At 53.0% G+C, this 24,958-nt stretch carries 19 protein-coding genes; 8 read left to right on the top strand and 11 right to left on the bottom strand.

The window, feature by feature from the left end; all coding sequences use genetic code 11:
* Window positions 1-223 precede the first annotated feature (223 nt).
* The 9 genes from RIC05_RS11840 to nspC form a co-directional block, all read right to left on the bottom strand.
* Window positions 224-1,288 (bottom strand): ABC transporter ATP-binding protein, encoded by a 1,065-nt coding sequence (locus RIC05_RS11840; protein WP_350048692.1) that lies wholly within the window; start codon window positions 1,286-1,288, stop codon window positions 224-226.
* Between the two features lies 1 nt (window position 1,289).
* Window positions 1,290-2,642, bottom strand: coding sequence for an amylo-alpha-1,6-glucosidase (locus RIC05_RS11835; RefSeq protein WP_350048694.1), 1,353 nt, complete (start codon window positions 2,640-2,642; stop codon window positions 1,290-1,292).
* A 2-nt stretch (window positions 2,643-2,644) separates the two neighbouring features.
* Window positions 2,645-3,874, bottom strand: a complete 1,230-nt coding sequence (locus tag RIC05_RS11830; protein WP_350048696.1) for a carbohydrate ABC transporter permease — start codon at window positions 3,872-3,874, stop codon at window positions 2,645-2,647.
* Window positions 3,874-5,205, bottom strand: a complete 1,332-nt coding sequence (locus RIC05_RS11825) for a carbohydrate ABC transporter permease (RefSeq protein ID WP_350048698.1) — start codon at window positions 5,203-5,205, stop codon at window positions 3,874-3,876. The genes RIC05_RS11830 and RIC05_RS11825 overlap by 1 nt, the downstream gene beginning before the upstream one ends.
* 80 nt (window positions 5,206-5,285) lie before the next feature.
* Entirely contained in the window at window positions 5,286-6,629 is a 1,344-nt protein-coding gene (locus tag RIC05_RS11820; RefSeq protein WP_350048700.1) for an ABC transporter substrate-binding protein, read from the bottom strand.
* Window positions 6,626-7,702, bottom strand: a complete 1,077-nt coding sequence (locus tag RIC05_RS11815; protein WP_350048702.1) for a LacI family DNA-binding transcriptional regulator — start codon at window positions 7,700-7,702, stop codon at window positions 6,626-6,628. Before RIC05_RS11815 ends, RIC05_RS11820 begins: the two co-directional genes overlap by 4 nt.
* A 555-nt stretch (window positions 7,703-8,257) precedes the next feature.
* Window positions 8,258-8,977: an NYN domain-containing protein gene (locus RIC05_RS11810; RefSeq protein WP_350048704.1), complete on the bottom strand. Its 720-nt coding sequence runs from the start codon at window positions 8,975-8,977 to the stop codon at window positions 8,258-8,260.
* Window positions 8,978-9,590: 613 nt separating this feature from the next.
* Window positions 9,591-10,832, bottom strand: coding sequence for a saccharopine dehydrogenase family protein (locus tag RIC05_RS11805; RefSeq protein ID WP_350048706.1), 1,242 nt, complete (start codon window positions 10,830-10,832; stop codon window positions 9,591-9,593).
* 78 nt (window positions 10,833-10,910) lie between these two features.
* Window positions 10,911-12,008, bottom strand: a complete 1,098-nt coding sequence (gene nspC / locus RIC05_RS11800; protein ID WP_350048708.1) for a carboxynorspermidine decarboxylase — start codon at window positions 12,006-12,008, stop codon at window positions 10,911-10,913.
* Window positions 12,009-12,682: 674 nt separating this feature from the next.
* Between nspC and RIC05_RS11795 the strand changes: the two genes are divergently transcribed.
* On the top strand, window positions 12,683-13,171 hold the full coding sequence (locus RIC05_RS11795; protein WP_350048710.1) for a VOC family protein: 489 nt from the start codon (window positions 12,683-12,685) through the stop codon (window positions 13,169-13,171).
* Window positions 13,172-13,202: 31 nt separating this feature from the next.
* Here RIC05_RS11795 and RIC05_RS11790 read toward each other — a convergent pair whose 3' ends face one another.
* Window positions 13,203-14,237 (bottom strand): LacI family DNA-binding transcriptional regulator, encoded by a 1,035-nt coding sequence (locus RIC05_RS11790; RefSeq protein ID WP_350048712.1) that lies wholly within the window; start codon window positions 14,235-14,237, stop codon window positions 13,203-13,205.
* A gap of 174 nt (window positions 14,238-14,411) precedes the next feature.
* Between RIC05_RS11790 and RIC05_RS11785 the strand changes: the two genes are divergently transcribed.
* The 5 genes from RIC05_RS11785 to RIC05_RS11765 all read left to right on the top strand — a co-directional run bounded on the left by RIC05_RS11785 (window position 14,412) and on the right by RIC05_RS11765 (window position 20,394).
* Window positions 14,412-15,965 carry a sugar ABC transporter ATP-binding protein gene (locus RIC05_RS11785; RefSeq protein ID WP_350048714.1) on the top strand — a complete coding sequence of 518 codons (1,554 nt, stop codon included), beginning with the start codon at window positions 14,412-14,414 and terminating at the stop codon, window positions 15,963-15,965.
* Window positions 15,958-16,980: an ABC transporter permease gene (locus RIC05_RS11780; RefSeq protein ID WP_350044117.1), complete on the top strand. Its 1,023-nt coding sequence runs from the start codon at window positions 15,958-15,960 to the stop codon at window positions 16,978-16,980. Before RIC05_RS11785 ends, RIC05_RS11780 begins: the two co-directional genes overlap by 8 nt.
* 65 nt (window positions 16,981-17,045) lie before the next feature.
* Window positions 17,046-18,002: an ABC transporter substrate-binding protein gene (locus tag RIC05_RS11775; protein WP_350048716.1), complete on the top strand. Its 957-nt coding sequence runs from the start codon at window positions 17,046-17,048 to the stop codon at window positions 18,000-18,002.
* A gap of 101 nt (window positions 18,003-18,103) precedes the next feature.
* Window positions 18,104-19,159 carry a sugar phosphate isomerase/epimerase family protein gene (locus RIC05_RS11770; protein WP_350048718.1) on the top strand — a complete coding sequence of 352 codons (1,056 nt, stop codon included), beginning with the start codon at window positions 18,104-18,106 and terminating at the stop codon, window positions 19,157-19,159.
* Window positions 19,160-19,230: 71 nt separating this feature from the next.
* Window positions 19,231-20,394 carry a Gfo/Idh/MocA family protein gene (locus tag RIC05_RS11765; RefSeq protein ID WP_350048720.1) on the top strand — a complete coding sequence of 388 codons (1,164 nt, stop codon included), beginning with the start codon at window positions 19,231-19,233 and terminating at the stop codon, window positions 20,392-20,394.
* Between the two features lie 128 nt (window positions 20,395-20,522).
* Here RIC05_RS11765 and RIC05_RS11760 read toward each other — a convergent pair whose 3' ends face one another.
* A complete protein-coding gene (locus RIC05_RS11760; protein WP_350048722.1) occupies window positions 20,523-22,097 on the bottom strand; it encodes an MORN repeat-containing protein in 1,575 nt (524 codons plus the stop codon).
* 443 nt (window positions 22,098-22,540) lie between these two features.
* Here RIC05_RS11760 and RIC05_RS11755 point away from each other — a divergent pair, with 443 nt between their 5' ends.
* Together RIC05_RS11755 and RIC05_RS11750 are read left to right on the top strand one after the other, a co-directional pair.
* The gene (locus RIC05_RS11755; RefSeq protein ID WP_350044153.1) at window positions 22,541-23,506 is read left to right on the top strand and encodes a 2-hydroxyacid dehydrogenase; all 966 of its coding nucleotides are present in this window, start codon (window positions 22,541-22,543) and stop codon (window positions 23,504-23,506) included.
* Window positions 23,507-23,710: 204 nt separating this feature from the next.
* A complete protein-coding gene (locus RIC05_RS11750; RefSeq protein WP_350048724.1) occupies window positions 23,711-24,874 on the top strand; it encodes a TRAP transporter substrate-binding protein in 1,164 nt (387 codons plus the stop codon).
* The last annotated feature ends 84 nt before the right edge of the window (window positions 24,875-24,958 follow it).

The raw sequence follows: 24,958 nt of genomic DNA, 5'->3' as shown, positions 1-24,958 counted from the left end.
CACTTATTTTGAACAGTTGCGCGCATTATTCAATTTTAGTGCAGAATCAAGGGGCGGACCGGAAGCCCGCCCCGGACCGTCGCATTTTACCCGATTTATAATTGTATGAGGATTGACCTCGGCGTGCGGGAAGAGTCCCGCGTTGCGATATTGATCATGCAGGAGTTGCGACATTCGTAATGCTGGAGTTGGGACATTCATAATGGTGGAGTTGCGACATTCATCATGCCGGAATGGTTTTTTCGGCGGCGTCAAACAGATGGACATTTTCCGAGCCGAATGTCAGTCCGACCATATCGCCAACCACGGCTTCGGAATGGCCGACAATGCGGACGGTGAACAGGCCGACATCGGCGACATTGACATAGGCAAAGCTGTCAGAGCCGAGATGTTCCATGACATCGATCTGCCCGGTCAGGATCGCGGCACTGGTATCGTTGGCATCGCATAGGGCCATATGTTCGGGGCGAATGCCCATTTTGGTCGCACCTTCGGCGTTGCGGGCAATATCGGATGTCATGTTGTTACCAAATGTGACGGTGGTGCCCGAACCTGAGCAATCAACCACATTCATTTTGGGCGATCCGATGAACTGGGCGACAAACAGATTTCCCGGATGCCGGTACAGATCAAGCGGAGATCCGATTTGTTCGATCTGGCCCGCCTGAAGCACGACGATTTTGTCGGCCAAGGTCATGGCTTCGACCTGATCGTGGGTGACATAGACCATGGTCGCGCGGAGTTTCTGGTGCAGGCGGGCAATTTCGAGGCGCATTTCAACGCGCAAGGCAGCATCAAGGTTTGATAGCGGTTCATCAAACAGGAAGGCCTTGGGTTCGCGGACAATTGCACGCCCAATGGCAACGCGTTGACGCTGCCCGCCCGAAAGGGCTTTGGGTTTGCGTTCAAGATAGTCTTCAAGTTTGAGCGTCGCGGCGGCTTCGTCGACCTTGGCGGTAATTTCGGCCTTGGGCATGCCGCCAACGGTCAGGGCAAAGCCCATATTTTCGCGGACCGATTTATGCGGATAAAGCGCATAGGATTGAAACACCATCGAGAGTTCGCGTTCTGCCGGTGGTTTGCCCGTCACGTCATCGCCATCAATCAGGATATGTCCGTCGGATGCTTCGACCAGACCGGCGATCAACCGCAGAAGTGTTGATTTACCGCACCCCGAAGGGCCCACGAAAATCACCAGTTCGCCTTCGTTAATCTGAAGGTCGATGCCCTTGATGACTTCAACCCCGCCAAATGATTTACGGATATTTTTGAGTTCGATCTGACCCATTTTATTTGGCCTCCTGTTCCGGGGTAGTGGGCGTTAAGACGGGGGAGTTGATGACGTCGCCGGTTGGACGGGATGCCCAATAGAGCGACATGGATGCAGTCCATGAAAAATCGGATCCGCCGCCGCCGCGGCCGGTGACCGGGCAGAAATATTCGCGGTAATCCGATTGTTCGATAAGGGCTTCGGTATCGGCGCGGATGCGTTCGGCAAGATCGGTTTCGCCATGTTCGATCAATCCGGTTGCAATCATCCAGTTGACCATCGCCCAGACCGGACCGCGCCAATACCGGATGGAATCAAACAGTTCATGGTTCGGATCGAAACTGGGCACACCGCGGTCAACCTGTGTCAGCCAATGTGACAAGGTTGTCGCCATTTTGCCTGCGCGCTTGGGCTCAACATGCCCGGCAAACAGGGCAAGCCAGCTTCCCGATGTCAGGCCGGTGGCATATTCATCGCGGCGCAGATCAAGGGTGACATAGCCGCCAACATCGTCAGACCACAGTTTTTCAAACCCGGTATCAAGGCGGGCCAGACGCGATGCCGCGCGTGTCGCAATGTCATCCATACCCAGAAGTTTTGCCATCGCGATCAAATCGCGTTCCGCCCGGCGCAAGATGGCATTCATGCCCGGTTCCGCCACCCAGAACGGGCAATCCCGCGAGATGGTTGCTGTATCCCAGTTGCAGTCACGCCCGAATTTCACCAGCGCCATGTAGTGATCATAGTCATTGTTTTTCGGGCGTTCGTCTTCGTTGACGATATCGGTGTCGCGCCGGTGATAGGTGCCAACCCCGGTGGTATCGATGAAGGATAATGGACGATCCCAATCGGGCAGATTATCCCGGCCGCTTTCCCATGGATGCATGATGGCAACAATGCCAAGGCCATCCGGGTCACGGGCATCAAGAAACCATTGATGCCAGCGGTCAAGTTTGGGCAGCAGCTTTGCCGCACGGTCGCGAGTGGCATCAATGTCATCAACATCCTCGGCCAGAAGGCGCTGGATCACGGTTGCGGCGACCGGCGGCTGTGTGATGCCCGATGTTGGCGGGTTATGGGCGATATCGGCGGTGCCCCATTGGTCCGGGCCGGGGAAGTAGCTTTTTTCCACCTTCCAGAAAATGATGTGCGGGACCATGCCATTGTCCCATTGAGCAGACAGAAGACTTTCGACTTCCTGCCATGCCCGGTCGGGATCAAAGATTGAAAATCCAAGCGCGACCAGCGCACTGTCCCAGTTCCATTGAAACGGATAAAGCTTGGCACTTGGCACGGTATAGCCGCCGCGATCATTGGCGATCAGAATATCGGCAGCACGCCGGTTTTTGGGGTTTAGTTCATTAAGGGTCATGGTCATCCCTTGACACTCCCGGCGGTGAGGCCCTGAACAAGGAAGCGTTCAAACCACAGGAAGATCACAAGGATCGGAACCGTTGCGATGACGGCACCGGCCATAAGGTGCTGGCGCGGAACTTCCGATGAATTAAGCGAGACAACCCCGCGCGACAGGGTGAATATGTCGGGATCATCAAGGAACATGAAAGCAAACAGGAATTCATTCCAGGCGATCATGAAGACATAAAGCGATACCGATGCCAACGCCGGAAGGGCGAGCGGCAGGGTGATTTTCCAGATCACGCCAAGGCGTGACAGGCCATCCATCAGACCGGCTTCTTCCAGTTCGGCGGGAAGACCGCGGAAATAACCCTGTAGCATATAAAGGGCGACCGGGACCGTCGTTGCCGGATAGACAATCAAAAGCCCGACCACGGTATTGCGCAGGCCAAGCTGGCTAAACACCGCATAAAGCGGGATGACCAGAACAATCATCGGCACGAGATAGATCAGCAAGATCGAGCTGGAAAGTACCGCCTGTCCGGGGAATTTCAACCGGGCCACGGCGTAAGCACCGGGGATCGAAAAGGCCAGCGTGATCAGAACCGTTGAGACAGACACAATGGTCGAGATCAGAAGGAACCGGCCAAAGTTGAACTTGGTAAACAGTTCGACATAGCTGTCAAACAGGCTTGCCGCCCCTTGGGTCAGGTCAATCGACAGATCGAGCGGGTTCAAGAACAGTTCTTGCTGGGTCTTCAGGCTGGTCATCACCATCACATAGAAGGGCAGAATGACAATCACGCTAAAGAAGACAAAACCAAACCCCTTGAGAACGCGCACGATCACAAGGTCGGTTTTATAGCGTTTGAGCATCCCGGAGTGGATATCAATCAGGACCGCACGGTTGGCAAAGGTCACCGCAAGGGCAACCAGACCAACACCAAATGCCTGAATGGCCGAGCTTTCCGAGAAGGCCAGACTAAAGGGTGCGCCAAACGAAACCAGCATCATGGCAATGATCACGCCAGCAAAGGCCACCAGATAAAGGCCCGGTGTGCGGTCCGTTGGGGTGCGCAGCAATATGATTGCGGCATTGACCGCCCCGCCAAGTGCACCGGCGGTAATGATCGGTGTTGCCGGAAGCCCGGTAATCAGGGTCAGGGAAATGCCGATGATGGCAACCGCAATCGCCCCCCACAGCAAACCCGATAAAAGGCCAAGAAGAAGACCCGTACCAATACGCATTACGAATCCTCCCGGTGGACGAATTTGAAATAGAACACGGCAAAGATCAGAAGCAGGATAAAGATCGCAACCGCGACCGCTGCGCCTGCGCCAAGGTTCGATAGGGCAAAGCCCTGTTCATAGACATCAACGGTCAATGTCCGCGTACCCGCAGCCCCGCCGGTCAGAAGGAAGATGTCGTCAAACTTGTTAAAGGTCCAAATGAAGCGCAACAGGAACAGGGTCGAGAGGATGCCTAAAAGCTGCGGCAGGGAAATGTGCCAGAACTGTTGAAGCGGGGTGGCACCATCGACCTCGGCGGCTTCGTACATGTCAGATGAAATTGATTGCATACGGGCGAGAATGAACAGGAATGACAGCGGGAAATACCGCCATGCTTCAAAGGCAATCACGGTTGCCAAGGCCAAGGGGAATTCGAAGGTCATGCCAAGAATGTCGATCGGCAGAGCCCGTTGGCCAAAGAAATTCACACCTTCATCGGCAAGGTTCATGCGCAAAAGAATGGCATTGAATGTGCCGTTAAACGGATCAAGCAGGATCACCCATGTAAAGGCGACCGCGATCACGGGGGCGACATAGGGAAACAGGAACAGACCGCGAATGATGGAGCGACCGGCAAAGGGTTTGTTCAAAATCTGTGCGGCAAAAAGCCCCATGACCAGCGCACCCAAGGTGCCAAACACGGTATAGGCAATCGTCACCCAAAGAACCGACCAAAATTCACGGGAATCAAATATCCGGGCGAAGTTATCGAGGGTGAATTCCGAATTGGTCAGGATGTTTTCAGCCGACCCGGTGACGGTTGGTTCGCTATCACGCGGCGATACGGGGTTGGCGGCAAAACTTTCATCGGCAATGGCGGTAAGTTCCAACCGGTTGCGTTCACCGGCTTCAAGCTGTTCAAGGGTACAGCGGACTTCGGTGCCGGTTACACTACAGGCAGGGTCGGATTTGGTGATTGTAATGCCGGTCGGCAAAGTATCGGTCAGGACAACATCGGTAATGTCGCCTTCGCGCGATGAATTGCGCATGCGGTATTGAATGCTGAATTCTTCGCCTGCGACGTCAAAGTCACCCCGCACCCGTTCGGAGACAACCGGGGTTGGTGGTCGCAGATCCGAAAGTTTGACCGGTTTGACCGAAATCCAGAAATTGGCCAGCAACGGAAACAGGACAACGCCCATAACGATCAAAAAGGTCGGGGCCAGCATCCAAAGTGCTAGTTTGGCTTCGCGTCGCGCCATCGGGCCAATTTTTGATTTCCGCCTTGGCGACGGGTCTTGCGGCGGTGCGGTTGCTGATGGTGTGTGTGTGCCGTGGGACGTTGTCATCGTCTTGGTATCCGTTGTGAAAACCGGAAATCCGGGGCACGCAGATCACCACGCACCCCGGATACAAGATTGTTTGCCGCTTATTCGATGGCGGCGATTTCTTCGTTGATCAGATCGGCGGTTGCCGATGCATCCCGTTCGCCGTCGATATATTCGCGGACCAGACGGTTAATGATCTGACTGTTGATGATGCGCGATGCCAGTGACAACTGACCTTCGGCAACACCCCAACGGTTTGCTGTTTCAAGGCCCGACACGATGTCGGAAATAACAGCCGGATCATAAAGTTCGGAAAGCGGCTTTTTGCGATCCACACCGACCGGCAGGGTCGACCATGCCTTGACGAATTTTTCAGGATCGTCTGCGGTGCCGTGACGGACCGGGAATTTGCCTTCCGGTGCGATGGAAAGCGTGCTGGTGTAGCCATCATCAAGCGAGAATTTGACGAATTCTTCGGCGGCATCGGTATCGGCATCATTGGTGATCCCGAAATAGCGGATGTCACCCCATGCGGCCCCATCAGGATTGGACGGGCCCATCAGGCGGGTCACAACACCGGTTTTCGATGCCAGTTCGCCCGATGTCGGATCATCATTGATGGTGGGTGGGGCGCTGTCACGCAGGCCAGCCAATTCATCAAGGATGAAGGGCGACCAAATGATCATTGCGGCCTTGCCTGCGAAATAGACTTCGCGTGACTGTTTCCAGTACAGATCCCCCGGAGGCGATGCCTGGGCGATGGATTTATAGAAATCGAGGGCCTCGATCAGCTTGGCCTTATCAAACCCGATGGAACCATCAGCGGAAACCGGGGTGGCCCCATTGGCAAGCAGAACGTGTTCAAGCACCTGGCTCATGAAGTTGTCGTCGATCTTGGTCGCGGCAACAAAGCCATAGGTTTCTGGCGGATTGTGAAGTTTTTCCAGTGCCTTGGTGATGTTGGCGTAGCTGTTTGGTGCCTCAAGCCCGGCGGCATCAAACAGATCCTTGCGATAGAGAACCATCTGGGTCCAGCCATCAGACGGCACAGCAGCAACTTCGCCGTCAAAATCGGCCATCGACAGTGCAGCCGGTGCGAAGGTGTCTTTGCCCAAGCTCATGACGACTTCGTTATTGGCTTCGGTATCGAGAATGCCGGCTTCTGACCATGGCAGGACATATTGCAATGTCAGGTAAATGACGTCTGGCAGATCGCCTGCGGCATAGGCAGCCGTTGCGCGGGTTCCAAGTTCGGATTCCGTAACCGGGATGACTTCAACGGCAGTGCCGGTTTTGGCTTCAAACTCCTTGGCCATTTCTTCTTGTTTGGCCAGACGTTCGGGTTGTTCTTCGGTGGTCCAGAAACGCAGCTGTGCGCTTGCCATACTGGTCGAAACCAACAAACCGGCAGCCGCGAGTGTCAATGCACGCGTCAAAGTTTTCATGAGATGCCTCCCTTGGCATTTGTTACCGACTTCTGTGCCGGTGGATTGGCTGATCCACGAATGGTCAGCGAAGCTTCCCAAAGAATCTGGGAAAACGGCGATGCAGGCGCATTGGCCTGCGCGACAACGATCCGGCCCACTTCACGGCCGATCTGATAGCTGGCCTGCGACATTGTTGTCAGGCCGGGATGGATGGCTTCGCCCATGGGCAGGCCATCAAAACCAATGACGGAAATTTCATCGCCCACTTTGATCCCGGCATGGGCGAGTGCATGGATTGCACCAATCGCAACGGCATCGGTGACACATAAAAGGGCGGTGGGGCGGTCGGGATGTTTGAGAAGTTCGGTTACGGCGTGGCGGGCAGCCATTTCATCGGAAATGCCGTCAAAGACATAACCGGATGGCATGTCACAGCCATGGGCCTTGGCGGCAGAGACGAAACCTTCGCGGCGTTGCCATGCGTAGTTCAGGTCGGGATCACCACCAAGATAGGCAATCTTGCGATGGCCCAACCCGACAAGATGGTTCATCGCGTCGATGAAGGCCTTTTCATTGTCGATATCGAGCCATGCGTAATCGTCATATTTGGCGGTGCGGCCCTGAACGACAAAGGGGATCTGGGATTTGCGCAAGAAATCGACGCGGGGGTCATTGCGCCGCGATCGGGCAACAACAAATCCGCCGACTTTGCCCGACCGGATCAGGCGGTCCATGACTTCGACCTCGTCATGGCCTTCGGGGACGGCAGCGACCAGCAAATCCCAGTCCGACAAGGCAAGCTCGGTTGCCAAGCCATCAAGGATTTCGGCCAGAAACGGATCGATCTGATGGCCGTGACGTGCGGGCAGGACAAAACCGATGGTTTCAACGACACCGCGGGCAAGTCGGCGGGCGGTGGTTGACGGGCGATAGCCCAGTTCATCGGCGGCCTTGCGGACGCGTGCGATGGTTTTCTTGGCGATGTCGGGATAATTGTTCAGGGCACGCGAAACGGTTCCCTCGGACAAGCCAAGATGCTTTGCCAGTTGGGCAATAGACACAGTTTCACGGCGTGGCTTGACGCGTGGCACGGAACCTCCCTTATCTTTTTTCAGCGCCTTGTTGGCGATGTTTGCTGTTTTCCGAAATCGCTTTCGGTAACAGGGGGAACGCTAGCCGAAAGCGGTTTCGGTTGTCAAACTGTTGATTTTGATGGGTTTATTGTGCGCCGCAATGATACCGCGTAGCTATCCTTAAGGGTGGGGCGATTTGTGCGCAAACATCAGGAAAACAGCGGGAGATACGCTTTTTCGACCAAATGTATAGGTTTCCATCACCCTGTGATTGCGTAGCGTCGATGTGTCGAGTTTGTCGGCGTTGTGGTGGATATCTTGACCATCGGGTCAGGACTCGGCATAAAAATGGCGGGCACTGAGGCCCGCCATTGAGAATGTTCATATTATGCGATGTGCGGTGGTCTAGCTAAAATCCAGAGCCCGGTCACCATTGGCGTCCTTGATGCGGGTCGGAAGGCCCATGCCGTTCAGCAAATTCAGGAACGGTTTGGCCAGCAAATCTTCGACATTTGCCATTTTTTTGACATCCGCTACCCCGCATGACTTTCCTACTCTGCCTTTGCTGGGAAGTTATTCGATATCAAGATCGTCAACGACTTGCTTTTGCGCCTCTGCTTCATTAGCAACCATTTCCGGATTGCGGGTCATCGATCTCAATCCATCAATATGTGTATGTAAATCCGGATGGATATGGTTCCACATTGGATCAAGAATAAAATCAACACCCTCTCTACGAGCCAGTTTGGCTGCTGGCACGAAGTCGCTATCTCCTGCAACCAAAACAACTTGATCGATCAGACGCTTCTGAGACAGTTGTGTGATATCGACACCAATCCGCATATCAACACCAGTTTGCTTCGCCGTATAAACGAAATCATGGTCGGCAAGCTCTTCCCATTTACGTCTGTTCTTTATCAGATCCTGCATCACACGCGGCCGCAATGACCAATTTGCATTCTTGTCGTTCAAATGCCCCAATCGAAGGGCAACTTTTCTGCGCTTCGTGAGGTTAAGATGTAGTGCGTTTCGGAAAATCGCCTCATCTGATTTCTCAAAGTTGATAGCCTTCTTTTCAATTGGCGTATGCAAACGCTTTGTTAGTGGCGGGCAATCGTAAAAGAAAATGCGATATAGATCGGAACGCTTGGCATTGGGGTTTTTGGGCTTAAGGTGAGAGATTGCCATTCGAAAGACCGTCTCTGCCACCACTTCAGGATCACGCGCATCCTTACTTGGGAAGACAACCGGGAAACGCTTCAAAAAGAACGCCCCGTCAATCATGATGGCCATCCGCTGCATATTTCCCCCAATGATTTTATTTTTGAAATTATTGGAAAAGGCAAAAAAAAACCCCTTGGGGTCGGTAGCCTGCTATTAATCCGTTCTCACGGGGGCTACGGACGGCCAAGGGGGCTATCTGTTTAAAAGTTGGTTTTCTTCCCAACTTTTGCAAACCCGTTATACAAATAAAATTTGTACTGAAGCAACACATTTTTGTATTACAAAAACTGCACGTTTTTGTGAGTACAATTTCGTTCACAGATTGCACACACAAAACGTCTCACTTTTTCGCGCAAAAATCAGGACCGGAAATTGCCCGCACATTGCGCAAATTCTGCAAACACGATTTCACTAGATGTCATGTAACGTGCAATTTGCAACCGGTTGCAAATTTGAACATTCGCGATCCGCTAAAATATATTTTTCGTCATGCAATGTACGATGCCGGCCAAATTGACCTTGTCCATACATCTGGTATCACGTGATACCAAGATTGCTGTTTAGTGCAAACAACCCATTCTGTGATCGTTCCCGCGTTGATGCGCGAAATTCAAACATAAAAATGGCGAGCCAAACGATACATGGCCCGCCATTTTACGTATGAGATCAGGATATAAGCCGCTTAGCTGAAATCCAGAGCCCGATCACCATTGGCGTCCTTGATGCGGGTCGGAAGACCCATGCCGTTCAGCAAATTCAGGAACGGTTTGGCCGGCAAATCTTCGACATTTGCCATTTTCTTCACATCCCATTCGCCGGTCGCGATCAGCATCGCAGCGGCCACCGGCGGAACACCAGCGGTATAGGAAATGCCTTGGCTGCCGACTTCGTTAAAGGCGTCTTTGTGGTCCGCCACGTTATAGATCAGGACTTCGGTTTCCTTGCCGTCCTTGGTGCCCTTGACCAGATCACCGATGCAGGTCTTGCCGGTATAGTCCGGGGCAAGCGAACTTGGATCGGGCAGGCAGGCCTTTACGACCTTAAGCGGCACAACTTCCAGACCCTCGGCCGTTTTGACCGGCTGTTCGGAGAGAAGACCGATGCTGTTGAGCACGGTAAACACATTGACGTAATGATCGCCAAAGCCCATCCAGAAGCGGACATTGGGCACGTCAAGGTTCTGGGACAGGGAATGGACTTCGTCATGGCCGGTCATGAAGGTCTGGCTTTCACCCACCACAGGCATGTCCCAGATTTTCTTGATCTCGAACATCTTGTTGGACTGCCATTTGCTGTCCTGCCAGGAATAAACCGTGCCGGTGAATTCGCGGAAATTAATCTCCGGATCGAAATTGGTGGCGAAATATTTGCCGTGGCTGCCGGCATTGATGTCGATGATGTCAATCGAGTCAATTTTATCGAAGTAATCTTCGACCGCCAGTTTGGCATAGGCATTGACCACACCCGGATCAAATCCGATGCCAAGAATGGCGGTGATACCGGCCTTTTCGCATTCTTCGCGGCGCTTCCACTCATAGTTGGCATACCATGGCGGGGTTTCGCAGATTTTGTCCTGTTCTTCGTGAATGGCGGTATCGAGATAGGCAACACCGGTTTTGATGCAAGCCGACATCACCGGCATGTTCACAAACGGGGATCCGACATTAATGACGATCTGGCTGCCGGTTTTTTCGATCAGGGCAGCGGTCGCAGCAATATCGGTGGCATCCAAGGCATGACCAGCAAGAACGCCGTCGTTCTTAAGGGCCTTTTTGTCGTGGATACTGTCGATGATTGCCTGACATTTCGCAGCAGTACGCGATGCGATGTTAATATCGCCAAGCACGTCATTATGCTGGGCACATTTATGTGCCACTACCTGTGCGACGCCACCTGCGCCGATAATCAGAACATTCTTTTTCATGTCGGGCCAAAAACTCCCTTGTTGTGAGAGGTGGGGCGATCCATCGCCCCGGTTCGCTATGAAAAGTCCTTTTCCTGCTTAGGAAAGGCTCGATACGTAGTCATCAAAGGTAAACTCACGCACAATGCGTTCCGTTCCGTCGAGTTCCCGGATCACGATGGACGGCATGCCGACCCCGTTAAACCAGTTCTTTTTCACCATGGTGTAGCCGGCCGCATCCTGAATGGAGATACGGTCGCCGACCTTGATCTCGTGCTCGAAATTAAATTCGCCAAAGACATCCCCGGCCAGGCATGATTTGCCACAAATCATGTAAGGGTGATCGCCAGTATTGGGCAGAACCTTGGCATTTTCGCGGTAGATCAAAAGGTCCAGCATATGGGCTTCGATCGAGCTATCGACGATGGCCAGATTTTTGCCGTTAAACAGGGTATCAAGCACGCTGACTTCAAGGGTGGTGCTTTTCGTGATCGATGCTTCGCCCGGTTCAAGATAGACCTGCACGCCGAACTTTTCCGAAAATGCCCGAAGACGCGCACAGAATGTATCAAGCGGGTAATCATCGCCGGTAAAGTGAATGCCGCCGCCCAGACTGACCCATTCGACCCGCGAGAGGAGCGATCCGAACTTTTCTTCGATATTGCCCAGCATCTGATCAAACAGATTAAAGTCGGCATTTTCGCAGTTGTTATGGATCATGAAGCCGGTGATCTGATCCATCACCGCTTCGACCTTGGTGACATCCCATTCGCCAAGGCGTGAAAACGGGCGGGCCGGATCGGCGAGATCAAAGCTTGATGTCGAGACCTGCGGGTTCAGGCGCAAACCGCGCACAATTGACGATGCCTGATCGCTAAACCGGGTGAGCTGGCTGATGGAATTGAAAATGATCTTATCAGCATTTTCAATGACCTCAGTGATTTCATCATCGGAATAAGCCACACTATAGGCGTGGGTTTCCTTGCCAAATTTCTTGCGGCCAAGTTTGACCTCATAAAGCGAGGACGAGGTTGTGCCATCCATATAATCGGACATGAAGTCAAACACCGACCATGTGGCAAAGCATTTCAAGGCCAGCAATGCTTTTGCGCCGGAATGTTCGCGGACATAGGCGATCTTTTCCATGTTGCGCAGCAGTTTGGACTTGTCGATCAGATAATATGGCGTTGCGGGCATAGGCGGCTCTCTACAACTATGTCACGGGGACGGGAGAAACGAGATTGGGTGGCGTTAAACGCCAAAACCGAACGTACCATCAGGCGCACCATAAAATGGTGCCATCATCTAATGGTCGGCGAAACGTTGCGTCATCCATGACCCGGAGACGGATAAACTGTAGTCATTCATCGTTTATGTCCCCATCAAGGGTGGTGATGCCAAATGCGCGTTGTTTGAATGTGGGTAACAACGCGCGCGATCGCCGGGATGTTCCGCAGCTCTGTTCCGCGACCCAATAGCAGCGAGGGGCATGACGGTCAATACTGCATTGCCTTAATATGTAGGGTCAGGGCTGATTAATTCGACTGCCATTCCAATCGAATTAATCAGCCCTGACCCTAATGCGATTTTATCATTGCGTGATATTGTGGTTTTATGACGGTTTGTCCGGATGGTCATCGCATTGATTTTGGTTTGCAATTCCCCATCTGCTTAGTATGGGCGGACGCCGTGAAAAATACGTGCGTTTGAAAGCGAAAACACGCTGCTTGCACGTTGCGAAATCCTGATCCTAGTGTGACACCGAAACCGCTGGCATTCAATGGTTCAGGAAGGATTGACCATATTGATGGCGGATCATTTTCCGTGGTCTTGCGTTTTGACCCTAAGGATAACCAGAGACGGAGGGGGCCATGTCACCTGCACCTGTCAGTGTCGACCATCTTGCTTTTCCAACCCGCGATCTTGAAAAGACGGATCATTTTTATGCCAAAGTGATCGGCGCAACGCTTGTCCATGCCGAAAGCGGTTATAGCCCGTCGTGGAAAAGCGATTATTTGCTGATGACATATTCCTTGCCGGATGGAACGCGGCTGTCATTCTTTGACTGGCCGGCAGATACCGGGCCTTATCCCAATGATCCGCATATGCCCGACGAAGTGTTCCATATCGGTCTGCGCTGTGATGCGCCGCGTGATGTGATTGCCTGGCAGAACCATCTGTTCCAGCACAAGGTGGTGTATCACAATGAAGATGACGGGCGCGCACGGCGTCTGTTCTTCCGTGATCCCAACGGTATCCGGTTCGAGATTTTCGCATCGGAAACGTCAAAATCCGGGCGCGATCACGAAGGCGAGGCGCGCGTGGTCGTCGACGAATGGAAAAAGATCGCAAGCGGTTAAGAGCGTGGTCCGCCAAGGGGGCTTTATCAAGCTAACCCTTGGGGCAGGGGCCTGTGCTTTGCCGGATGATCAATTCCGTCGGGACAATGACCGGGCCCTTTTCACGGTTTTCAAACGGTGCCTTGGCACCCAGCCGATCCAGAAGAAGGGTAATCGCCTGTTCGCCCAGTCGGCGGCGGGGTTGGCGCACCGTCGTGATCGGCGGATCATAGGCGGCCGCATGGGGGATGTCGTCAAAGCCGACGATTGAAACGTCCTGAGGGATGCGAAGACCATATTCCTTGGCCGCAACAATCACCCCGATTGCCATGCCGTCACTGGCACAAAATACCGCTGTTGGTCGCGTTTTCGGATCCGCCAGAAGGGCGCGTCCGGCGGCAATCCCCGAATCAATTGAAAAATCACCGCGATATATCAGGGCCGGGTCGTTTTGAATGCCGACAGAGGCCAATGCGCGGCGATATCCGGCAACGCGGTCGGTGGTCAGGATGTTGTTTGAAGGCCCGCTGACATGGGCGATGCGTGTATGGCCAAAATCCGTCAGATGGCGGGTGGCGATAAAAGATGCCTCGTCATTATCAATGATGACGGTCGGCAACGCACATCCCGGAATACGTTCACAGGCAATGACCACAGGCGGCGTTGCATTTGCCGGTGCATTGGCAAGCGGAGCCGGTAATCGACCATTAAGCAAGATCATGGCATCGGCCTGATTGCTGCGCAGATAGGCGGCATAGGTGGCTTCGCGGTCAGGGTCGTTTTGCGTGTCGCCAATCAGAACATTATAGCCCGCCTGACTGGCACCTTTTTCAATGCCTGAGAGAATCGCTGAAAAAAACGGGTTTCCGATGTCTGGAACCAGCAAAAGAATCATGCCCGAACGGTTCAGGCGCAGGTTTCTGGCCATGACATTGGCGGTGTAGCCCGTCGCGGCGATGGCGGTTTGCACTTTTTCACGTGCGGTTTCGGAAACCACATCTGGCTTGTGCAAAGCCCGGCTTACAGTGGCAATCGACACCCCCGCATGGCGGGCAACATCTTCAATCGTCGCGATTTTTTCATTCATGCTTCTTCCTACTCTGCCGGTAACAGGCTGTCCAGCGGCATTCATCGGGTCGTTTGGAGCGGTGATTTTGATCACAATTACACAAATGTAAAGGTTTACATTAAAAATGAAAACGTTTACACAGGCTGTAATAAAGAGTTGATCGCAAAAATGCGACGCTAGGGAGGATACATCATGTCGGATGCGGCCAATCATGCCGTTAACTCCGATCAACAGGCACAAATACGCCTGTCCGGTCGGCAGGTTTGCAAGTCATTTGGATCTGCGCAGGTGCTGTTCGATGTTTCCATCGATCTGTATGCGGGCGAAGTCCATGCCCTTTTGGGCGAGAATGGTGCTGGCAAATCGACATTGGTTAAAATCCTGTCCGGCTATCACCAGCCGACCAGCGGTGAGCTGGTTCTTGATCATGCGCCTGTTGAATTCCTTGATAGTGAAATTGGTGAAAACCACGGCGTGATCCTGATCCATCAGGAATTGAACCTTGCCGAACAATTGACTGTTGAAGAAAACATTTTCCTTGGCCGTGAAATCAAACGTGGCTGGTTCCTTGATAAAGCGACGATGCGCCTTGAAGCCAAAAAGCTTCTGGATCAATTGCAATGCGATGTTGATCCGCGCACGCGCATTCGGGACCTGCCGGTATCTGACCGCCAGATGGTCGAAATTGCCAAGGCACTGTCCAAAAAAGCCGACATCCTGATTCTGGACGAACCGACAGCGGTTCTGACCGGGCGCGAGGTTGATATCCTGTTTGAGCAGATCAAGCGGTTGCGCGAGCAGGGTGTGGCGATCCTGTATATTTCCCATAAACTTGACGAGATCAAAGCCATTGCCGACCGGGTGACGGTTCTGCGCGACGGGCGCCACATCACGACCGAACCTGTTTCGGGTCTTGAAAAGGATGATATGGCGCGGCTGATGGTCGGGCGCGACATCAAACAGATGTTCCCCGATCGTGAACCGGTCAAGGCATCGGACATTGCGCTTTCGGTCCGGGGGCTTTCGGTGGACGGGCAAGTCCGTGATGCCAGTTTTGATCTTCGCCGGGGCGAGGTTCTTGGCTTTGCCGGGATTGTCGGGGCCGGTCGTACCGCCCTTATGGAAGCGATCATTGGTCTGCGCGAAAAAAGTTCGGGCCAGATTGCACATAATGGTTCGCCGGTCGAGATCCACAGTCTGCAAGATGCCAAGAAATGCGGCATTGCCTATCTGACCAAGGACCGCAAAGGCAGCGGGTTGCTGTTGAATATGGATATGCGGCCCAATCTGACCTTGCTGGCACTTGAAAAATTCGGGCGGGTGATCATTGACCGCAAGGCCGAAGAAGCCGCCCTTGAAGCCGCGATTGAAGCATTTGATATCCGGGCCGCAGACCGAAAATCCAAGGTCGGTGATTTTTCCGGTGGCAATCAGCAAAAACTTCTGTTGGCCAAAGTCATGGAAACCGACCCGGACATCGTGATTATTGATGAGCCGACACGCGGCATCGATATTGGTACGAAAAGCCAGATTTATCATTTCATCGGCGATCTTACCAATCGCGGAAAATCCGTCATTCTCCTGTCGTCCGAAATGCCCGAAATGCTTGGCCTGTCTGACCGTATTGCGGTGATGGCAGCCGGGCGCATTACCGGCATTCTCGAAGGTAACGACCGCAATGAGCATGAAATCATGCGGCATGCGACAGGAATTTCAGGCAAGCAGGGAGTGTCTGTTCATGAGTAGCCTTGAGCGCAACGAAGCCAAGACTTCAAAGACTTCGAGCGGCTTTAGCATCGATTTTAAGGCGTTGGGCCCGTTCCTTGCGCTGGTGGGACTTTTCATCCTGGGAACGGCGATTAATGAAGCCTTCCTAAGCGGCGGGAATCTGTCGAATATTTTCACCCGCGCGGCCTTTATCGGCATCATCGCGGTCGGGGCGACTTTTGTTATTACGGCGGGCGGGATTGATCTTTCGGTCGGGTCGATGGCGGCCTTTATTTCCGGTGCCATGATTGTCGTGATGAACACGCTTGTCCAAACGTTGGGGGCCGGGGTTGAAACCGTGCTTCTTGGTGTTTTGCTTAGTATCGTTCTGGGTATTGGTGCCGGGGCGGTCAATGGTCTGGTCAGCACAAAGGGCAAGATTGAAGCCTTTATCGTGACGTTGGGCACCATGGGGATTTACCGATCGCTTGTGACCTATATGGCCGATGGCGGGACCTTGTCGCTGGACTTTGATGTGCGCGGTGTCTATCGCCCGATTTATTACGGCGATGTCTTGGGCATTCCCGTACCCGTACTGGTGTTCTTTGTGGTCGCGGTTGCCGGGTATGTGTTGTTGAACATGACGCCGTTTGGCCGGAAATGTTTTGCCATCGGGTCAAATGAACAGGTTGCACGCTATTCGGCGATCCATGTCGACCGGATCAAGACCCTGACCTATGTGATTCAGGGGATCTGTGTGTCGATTGCGACCATCATTTATGTGCCGCGCCTTGGTTCGGCATCCAGTTCGACCGGCGTTCTTTGGGAACTTGAAGCCATTGCAGCAGTGATCATTGGCGGAACGATGCTGAAGGGCGGCTATGGCCGGATCTGGGGCACGGTTGTCGGTGCGATCATGCTGACCACCATTGGCAATATTCTGAATTTGACGGATGCGATCAGTAACTATCTGAACGGAGCGGTTCAGGGGCTGATCATCATCGTTGCCGTCTTCCTGCAACGTGGGGACTGGCGACGCAAAAAGAGCAAATAACCGGCGATCAACGTCCGGGATGAATGTGAAAACGCATCATTTTTTTTGATCAGGAGGAAGCGTTTATGAAAACGTTTACGAAATATCTTGGGGCCGCCTGTGTTCTGGGTCTTGGCCTTGTGTCTACCGGTGCATTCGCACAGGAAAAAATTAAAATCGGTGTTTCTATTCCCGCTGCGACCCATGGTTGGGCCGGTGGCCTGAACTGGCATGCTGCAGAGGCCGAAAAACGTATCGAGGCCTCCTATCCCAATATCGATGTCATCGTTGTTTCGGCAAATGGTGCGACAGAACAGGCCAATGATCTTGAAGATCTGGTGTCGGTTCAGAATATTGATGCGTTGGTTATCTTGCCGTTTGAATCTGATCCGCTGACCGTTCCGGTCCAGCAGGTCAAGGAAGCTGGCAAGTTCATCACCGTGGTTGACCGTGGTCTTTCCCTTCCGGGGATTGAAGACGTTTACGTTGCGGGGAATAACCCGGAACTGGGTCGTGTATCGGGTGAATACATTCGTGATCGTCTGAATGACGAAGGCAAGATCGTTATCTTGCGCGGCATTCCGACCACGATTGATACCGAACGTGTAGATGCCTTCATTGAATCGATCGAAGGTTCAAACATCGAAGTGCTTGATATGAAGCACGCCAACTGGAACCGTGATGACGGCTATGAAGTGATGCAGGACTTCCTGTCGCGCTTCCCGCAGATCGATGCGGTCTGGGCACAGGATGATGACATCGCCCTTGGTGTGATCGAAGCCGTCAAACAGGCGGATCGTACCGACGAGATGTTCATCGTTGGCGGTGCCGGTATGAAAGACATCATCAAACGTGTGATGGATGGCGACAAACTGACCCCGATTGACGTTTTGTATCCGCCAGCAATGATCGCAACCGCGATGGAGCTGACGGCGCTGAAATTCACATCAGGTGTGCCGGTTGAAGGCCGCTATATCCTTGGCGCGACTGTCGTGACCGAAGAAAATGCCGAGAACTTCTATTTCCCGGACAGCCCGTTCTAATTGGTCTTTGGTTGGGACCAGCATTTAAGCGTCGGGCGGGAGCCCGCCCGACGCACATCTTTTCCGCCATACCCATCAGGACGTAGTCAAAGAGGCTCGCTATGAAAACACTTAAGGGACCGGCTATTTTCCTAGCCCAATTTGCAGGTGATGAAGCCCCGTTCGACACAATTGATTCCATTGGCCGTTGGGCCGGGTCGTTGGGATATAAGGGCGTTCAGATCCCGAGTTGGGACAAGCGGCTGTTTGATGTTGAAAAAGCTGCAAACAGTAAAGATTACTGTGACGAAATTACCGGAACACTTGCGCAATATGGTGTCGAGCTGACCGAACTTTCGACCCATCTGCAAGGGCAGCTTGTTGCGGTTCATCCGGCCTATGACGAGATGTTTGACGGCTTTGCCGCACCGGAAGTGCGCGGCAATCCCAAAGCCCGCCAGGAATGGGCGGTTAATCAGGTAAAAGCAGCCCTTAAAGCATCGCAACATATGGGCATTTCGGCCCATGCGACTTTCTCGGGTGCGCTTGCCTGGCCTTATGTTTATCCGTGGCCGCAGCGCCCGGCGGGTCTGGTTGAAACCGCGTTTGATGAACTTGCCAAACGCTGGACCCCGATCCTGAATGTTGCGGATGAATGTGGCGTTGATGTTTGCTATGAAATCCATCCGGGTGAAGACCTGTTTGACGGGGCAACATTCGAGATGTTTCTGGAGCGGGTGAAAAACCATTCACGTGCCAACATCCTGTATGATCCAAGCCACTTTGTGCTTCAGCAGCTTGATTATCTTGATTTCATCGATATTTACGCGGAGCGTATCCGCATGTTCCACGTCAAGGATGCCGAGTTTAATCCGACCGGGCGTCAGGGCGTTTATTCCGGGTATCAGAACTGGGTCGGGCGTGCCGGCCGGTTCCGGTCGCTTGGCGATGGGCAAGTTGATTTTGGCGCAATCTTTTCCAAGCTTGCCGCGATTGATTTTGATGGCTGGGCCGTGCTGGAATGGGAATGTGCGCTTAAACATCCCGAAGACGGTGCCCGCGAAGGGGCCGAGTTCATCAGGAACCATATTATTCGCGTGACGGAAAAGGCCTTTGACGATTTTGCCGATGGCGGCACGGACGAGGCGGCAAATCGTCGTATTCTTGGCCTTGATTAAGGCAGCCTAGGTCCCGAGCCTGAGCCCGTCACGTCGTATCAAACACAGTGAAAAGACTTCTGGAGACAGACATGAGCAAGATTTCCAATCCTAGTCGTCGCATCCGTCTTGGTATGGTCGGTGGCGGGCAGGGTGCCTTTATCGGTGCCGTTCACCGTATTGCGGCCCGTCTTGATGATCGCTATGAGCTGGTTGCGGGGGCTTTGTCCTCAAAGCCCGATATTGCTGCTGCATCGGCGGCAGAATTGTTCATTGCCCCGGATCGCAGCTATGACAGTTTTGAAACCATGGCGCAGGCCGAAGCCGCCCGTGAAGACGGTATGGATGTCTGTGCGATTGTTACGCCAAACCATCTGCATTTCCCCGCCACCATGGCAATGCTGAATGCAGGCATTCACGTGATTTGTGACAAGCCGCTTTGCCTGACGGTCGAAGAAGCCGAGAAAATTCAGGCCAAGGTCAAAGAGACCGGGCTTTTGTTTGCCTTAACGCACAATTACACCGCCTATCCGATGGTGCGCGAAGCCCGTCAGATGGTGGCCGAGGGCAAACTTGGCAGCATTCGACTGGTGCAGGTCGAGTATCCGCAAGGCTGGATGGCAACGCGCGTTGAAGACACCGATAACAAGCAGGCCAATTGGCGTGCCGATCCGGCCAAGGCCGGTATGGGCGGCGCACTTGGCGATATCGGAACCCATGCACATAATATCGCGGAATTTGTCACAGGGCTTGAGATCAGCGAACTGTGTGCGGATGTTGATGCGATTGTTCCGGGGCGTAAGCTTGATGACAATGTGCAGATCCTTCTGCGCTATGAAAATGGCGCACGCGGGATGCTTTGGGCCAGTCAGGTTGCTATTGGCCATGAAAACGGTCTGCGATTGAGGGTCTATGGTGACAAAGGCGGGATTGAATGGGCGCAGGAACATCCCAATCATTTGCATTTCCGCCCGCTTGATGGTCGCCCGGAACTGATGACCCGCGGCGGTGCCGGTATCGGTTCCGAAGGCCTGCGCGGTGTGCGCGTACCACCGGGACACCCGGAAGGCTATCTTGAAGGGTTTGCCAACCTTTATAGCGATTTTGCCGAGCAGTTGAACGCGCATATCAACGGAACGGCACCGGATACAGGATCGCTTTTGGTGCCCGGCGTTGTCGAGGGCCTTAAAGGCATGAAATTTGTCGAGGCCGTCGTTCGGTCTGGTCAGGGCGGAGCTGTTTGGGTCAAGATGTGATCACGTGCGGGCACTGTAAATCTGGGGATTGCAGAAGCTCGTAGATCATAAATTACGGATTCTTCCCGACCGGCGTCTTGTCGGCCGCATTGCCGCTGCCTTAACGGGCAGCGGCTTTTTTTATCCGGTCATCTTTTGACGAACTCTTTACCATCAATGGTCAAAACCCGCCCATTGAAGCTGCAATTTGCACTGCCATTGGGAATTGCGGTCCGTTGCAATACCGCACCGCTTCCTGCATCGGTGTAGACGCCTTCGCTATAATCGAAACTGATGCTGTGGGCCGAGGTGTTGAAATAGAAATCAATATCGAATTGATATTCGCTGCCGTAGGTGCGCTGCCGGAAATGACCACTGCCGCTACCTGGTCCATTCATGTCGTATGATGTCAGGCCACTGTCGGCGGTGAAGGTTCCGGTTGCGGTGGTGCAGTCATCGCGCTTTTGTGAGGCAGCGGCTTCGCGTGTGGCCTGTTCGGTTGCTGCAGCTTCGCGTGCCTCGGCAAGGGCTTGGGCAGCGGCCAGTTCTTCAAGGCGTTTGTCCTCACGACGTTGGCGCTCGATCTCCGCCAAACGGTTCTCGGCAGCAATCTTGTCATTAAGGTCCGCTTCGGAGGCCAGCTTTTCTCCTTTGTAATAGGCACATGTGGTTTTCACATCTGCAGACGGACCGCAATCGCGTAGGCCGACATAGGTATCACGTCTCGCATAGTCGCTATATTCGACCCAACTGCCATCCGTATTTGTATAGCGCCCTTTGCCGTTCGGTTTATCGTCTTTGACTTCGCCTTCCCAGAAGGATCCACTTAGTTGAGTAAGCTTGCCCGATTTAGGAATGCCGGTATCATAGTCACCGGTAAAGGTTTTGCCGTTGGCCCATCGTGTTATGTTGTCCGGCTTAAAGTCCATGGTTTCTCGGTTTATGGTGCCGGGTGTTTCGCCGCCGTCAGGCAAGATAAAGGTGCCTGAAATTTCGGTCGGAGTGATTTCTGCCTTGGTAATCTTGACAATCTCTTCGCCTTTTTTGCGAATGCCAACAATGCCTTGGCCATCGGTGCGAATTTCACCACGCGCTTGTTCTCCCCGATACTCAAGCTGCCAGCCGTCACCGCGTTGAATTACGATAGGTCCGTAAAGCATATCAATGTGAATGGTCTTGTTTGCGTATGGAAGTATATCAAAGAACTGAGTCTGGCTTGTTTGTTTGATTGTGTCTTTGAACAAGCCGTATTCTCCGTTCAGCAAGACCAACTCACCTGCATCAACGTTTACAGGGCCGTCAAACAGAATAACGCCATCATGTTCGATGCGAACTTGATAGGTTCCGGGCCAAAGTTGCGCGATATGGCGATGACCGGGTGCCAACATCGTGGCGCTATATGGTTTGAAATTCGGATTGTCGGTCGATCCGATGACATACATATTCCAGTAATCTGGCATGAGACCGTCGGGATCGACCTGAAACGAGAGCACACCCCACGGGAGTTCGGACTTCGCAAGTTTCGTCTGGGAAGTCTGTTCGACCTTCTGCAAACCTGAGGGAGCAGATGTGGTGGTGTTTGAAGCGCCGGATATACTGGAAAGAAAATCCGAGCCAATACTGGTCAAATCGGTTGTCTGGCATCCTGCGAGAAAATAGCTTGCGGCAAGGAGCAAAGTTCCAGTGGCAAGCGCTGATTTTGTGAGTTTGCTTTGACCCTGCATATCCTCTTCCCCGTGATGCAGACCCTGTTCTTCTAATATTTGATCAGAAAACAGAAAATCTGAAAAGGGAATTTGAGGGGGCAATACGCTTTTTGGTTGCAGGTGAAAATTTGGCATTCAATTGCGAAATCCAAACTGACCGGCCGACCGGAATATCGATTCTCTGGTGGTTGGAAATGAAATGTATACTTTTGGATGGGGGAATTTACCGAAAGCAAGTTAACTCAGGATTCTGAAGTGATAACCGGACTTTATTGATTAGAATCATCAACTTGATGGTGTTTTGATTTCGGTTCTGTCTTGGGTATGAAGCCCTTGGTTTTCCACGAAGTGAAAAAGAATTGCTACATAGTTGATCGCCTATTGATGGTTTTTCCGTATAGGTGTTTCCTTGCATCATAATAAATAAACCTACCTTTCAGGGAAAAACCGGGAGCGTCCGCATGCCCGATAAGCCAAAGCTTTTGATAACGCGCCGTTTGCGTGATGCCGTTCAGGCGCGCGCTGCACGCGACTATCAGGTGCTGACCAATGCCGAAGACCGCGTTTTCACGCGCGAAGAACTGATTGAAAAATGCCAGAAGGTCGATGCCGTCCTGCCGTGTCATTCCGAACATTTTTCTGCAGATGTCATCGCGGCATTGCCCAAAAGCCTGAAGATTATTGCCAACCATTCTGTGGGTGTCGATCACGTTGATCTGACGGCGGCCAAGGATGCCGGGATTGTTGTGACCAATACGCCCGATGTGTTGTCCGATGCCACGGCCGAGATCGCGATGCTGTGTATGCTGGGCGCATCGCGGCGCGGGGCCGAGGGGGATGCCATGGTGCGTGCCGGGAAATGGGATTTCTGGTCGCCGGCCTTTATGGTCGGGCGTCAGGTCACCGGCAAACGTTTCGGCGTTCTCGGGATGGGGCGTGTCGGGCAGGTTGCAGCCGAACGCGCGCGCGGTTTTGGAATGACTGTTCATTATCACAACCGCAAACCGGTCGCGGACCATCTTGTGAAGGGGGCTGTGTATCATGATACGATCGAAGGGCTTTTTGCCAATTCGGATGTGTTGTCATTGCATTGCCCGTCCACGCCAGAGACGACGGGCATCATTAACCGTGATACCATTGCGTTGCTGCCAGATCGTGCGATCATTGTGAATACGGCACGCGGCAACCTGGTGAATGAAGATGATCTGGTCGCCGCCCTTGAAAGCGGAAAGCTTTTTGCCGCCGGTTTGGATGTGTTTCGTACCGAACCCGGTGGAAATCAACGGATTAGCGCGTTGAAAAACGTTTTTCTGTTGCCACATATAGGGTCGGCTACCGAAGAAACGCGCGACGCCATGGGGTTCCGCGCGCTCGATAATCTTGATGCCTATTTTAACGGTCGGGAACCGGGTGACCGGGTGGCCTAACAAGGCGGAAAAACCGCCGGAATTCAGTTAATTCAAAGTTCTAATAATAACAAAATGCGTGCCGTTTTTTTCAGGTCCCGAAACGGGAAAAGCGCATCTTTAATGATCTTCAATAACGAGGTCAGGGGCTTTTGAAGGCTGACAGTTATCGTTCATTCCCCGGCAATGGTTGTCGGTAAATGGCGATAAATCTGGGAGGAAATAATGGATATGAAATCTAAAGACAAAGACGTGACGTCCAAGGAACTATCCCGCCGTTCGTTCCTTACCAAAGGTGCGACCGGGGTTGTCGCCGGTGGTGCCGTGGCAACAGGAATGTTTGCCGCACCTGCCGTCCATGCACAGCCAGCACCGATGGTGCTGAAAATGCAGACTTCCTGGCCGTCATCCGACATCTGGATGACGTTTGCTCAGCAATATGTTGATCGTGTCGAAGCCATGTCGGGTGGTCGTCTTAAAATCGACCTTCTGCCTGCTGGTGCGGTTGTTGGCGCGTTTCAGGTTCTCGATGCCGTCAATGATGGCGTGATCGATATCGCCCATTCCGTGCCGGTTTACTGGTATGGCAAAAACAAAGCAGCATCCCTGTTTGGTACGGGCCCGGTCTTTGGTGGTTCTGCAACCACCATGCTGAGCTGGTTCTATGCCGGTGGTGGTGAAGAGTTCTATCGCGAACTTGTTCAGGACGTGATGGGTCTTGATATCGTTGGTCTTCTCGGGTTCCCGATGCCGGCACAGCCGTTTGGCTGGTTCAAAGGCGAAATCAATACCGTCGCCGATATCCAGGGCTTCAAATACCGTACCGTGGGTCTTGCTGCTGATCTGTTGCAGTCCATGGGCATGTCTGTTGCACAGCTTCCAGGCGGGGAAATCGTCCCGGCAATGGAACGTGGTGTGATTGACGCGTTTGAATTCAACAACCCGTCGTCTGACATGCGTTTCGGCGCACAGGACGTTGCGAAGAACTACTATCTTTCTTCGTACCATCAGGCATCCGAGAGCTTTGAATTCCTGTTCAGTAAATCGCTGATGGAAGACATGGACCCGGATCTGCAGGCAATCTTGCGCCATGGGGTTGAAGCGGCTTCGACGTCCAACACCGCACTTGCCATGGATAACTATTCTGCCGACTTGCAGAAACTTCAGGACGCCGGTGTTGAAGTTCACCGCACGTCGAAAGAAATCCTGGCAGCACAGCTTGAGGCCTGGGACAAACTGATCCCGACCCTGGAAGAAGATCCGTTCATGAAACGGGTTCTTGATAGCCAGCGTGCATGGGTAGAACGTGTGACTTATTACGAACTGATGAACTCGCCTGATTATCAGTTGGCATATAACCACTACTTCCCGGGCAAATTGAAACTCTGATCAACCGTCACGGTTTTTCAGTGGTTTGATGATCCTGATCGCTTCGTCTGCCGTGTCATGCGGCAGGCGGAGCGATCAATACGC

The sequence above is a fragment of the Thalassospira sp. genome (genome assembly GCF_040218635.1).
Taxonomy (GTDB): Bacteria; Pseudomonadota; Alphaproteobacteria; order Rhodospirillales; family Thalassospiraceae; genus Thalassospira.
The sequence above is the reverse complement of the archived record's forward strand: the minus strand, read 5'-3'. Positions and strand labels throughout refer to the sequence as shown.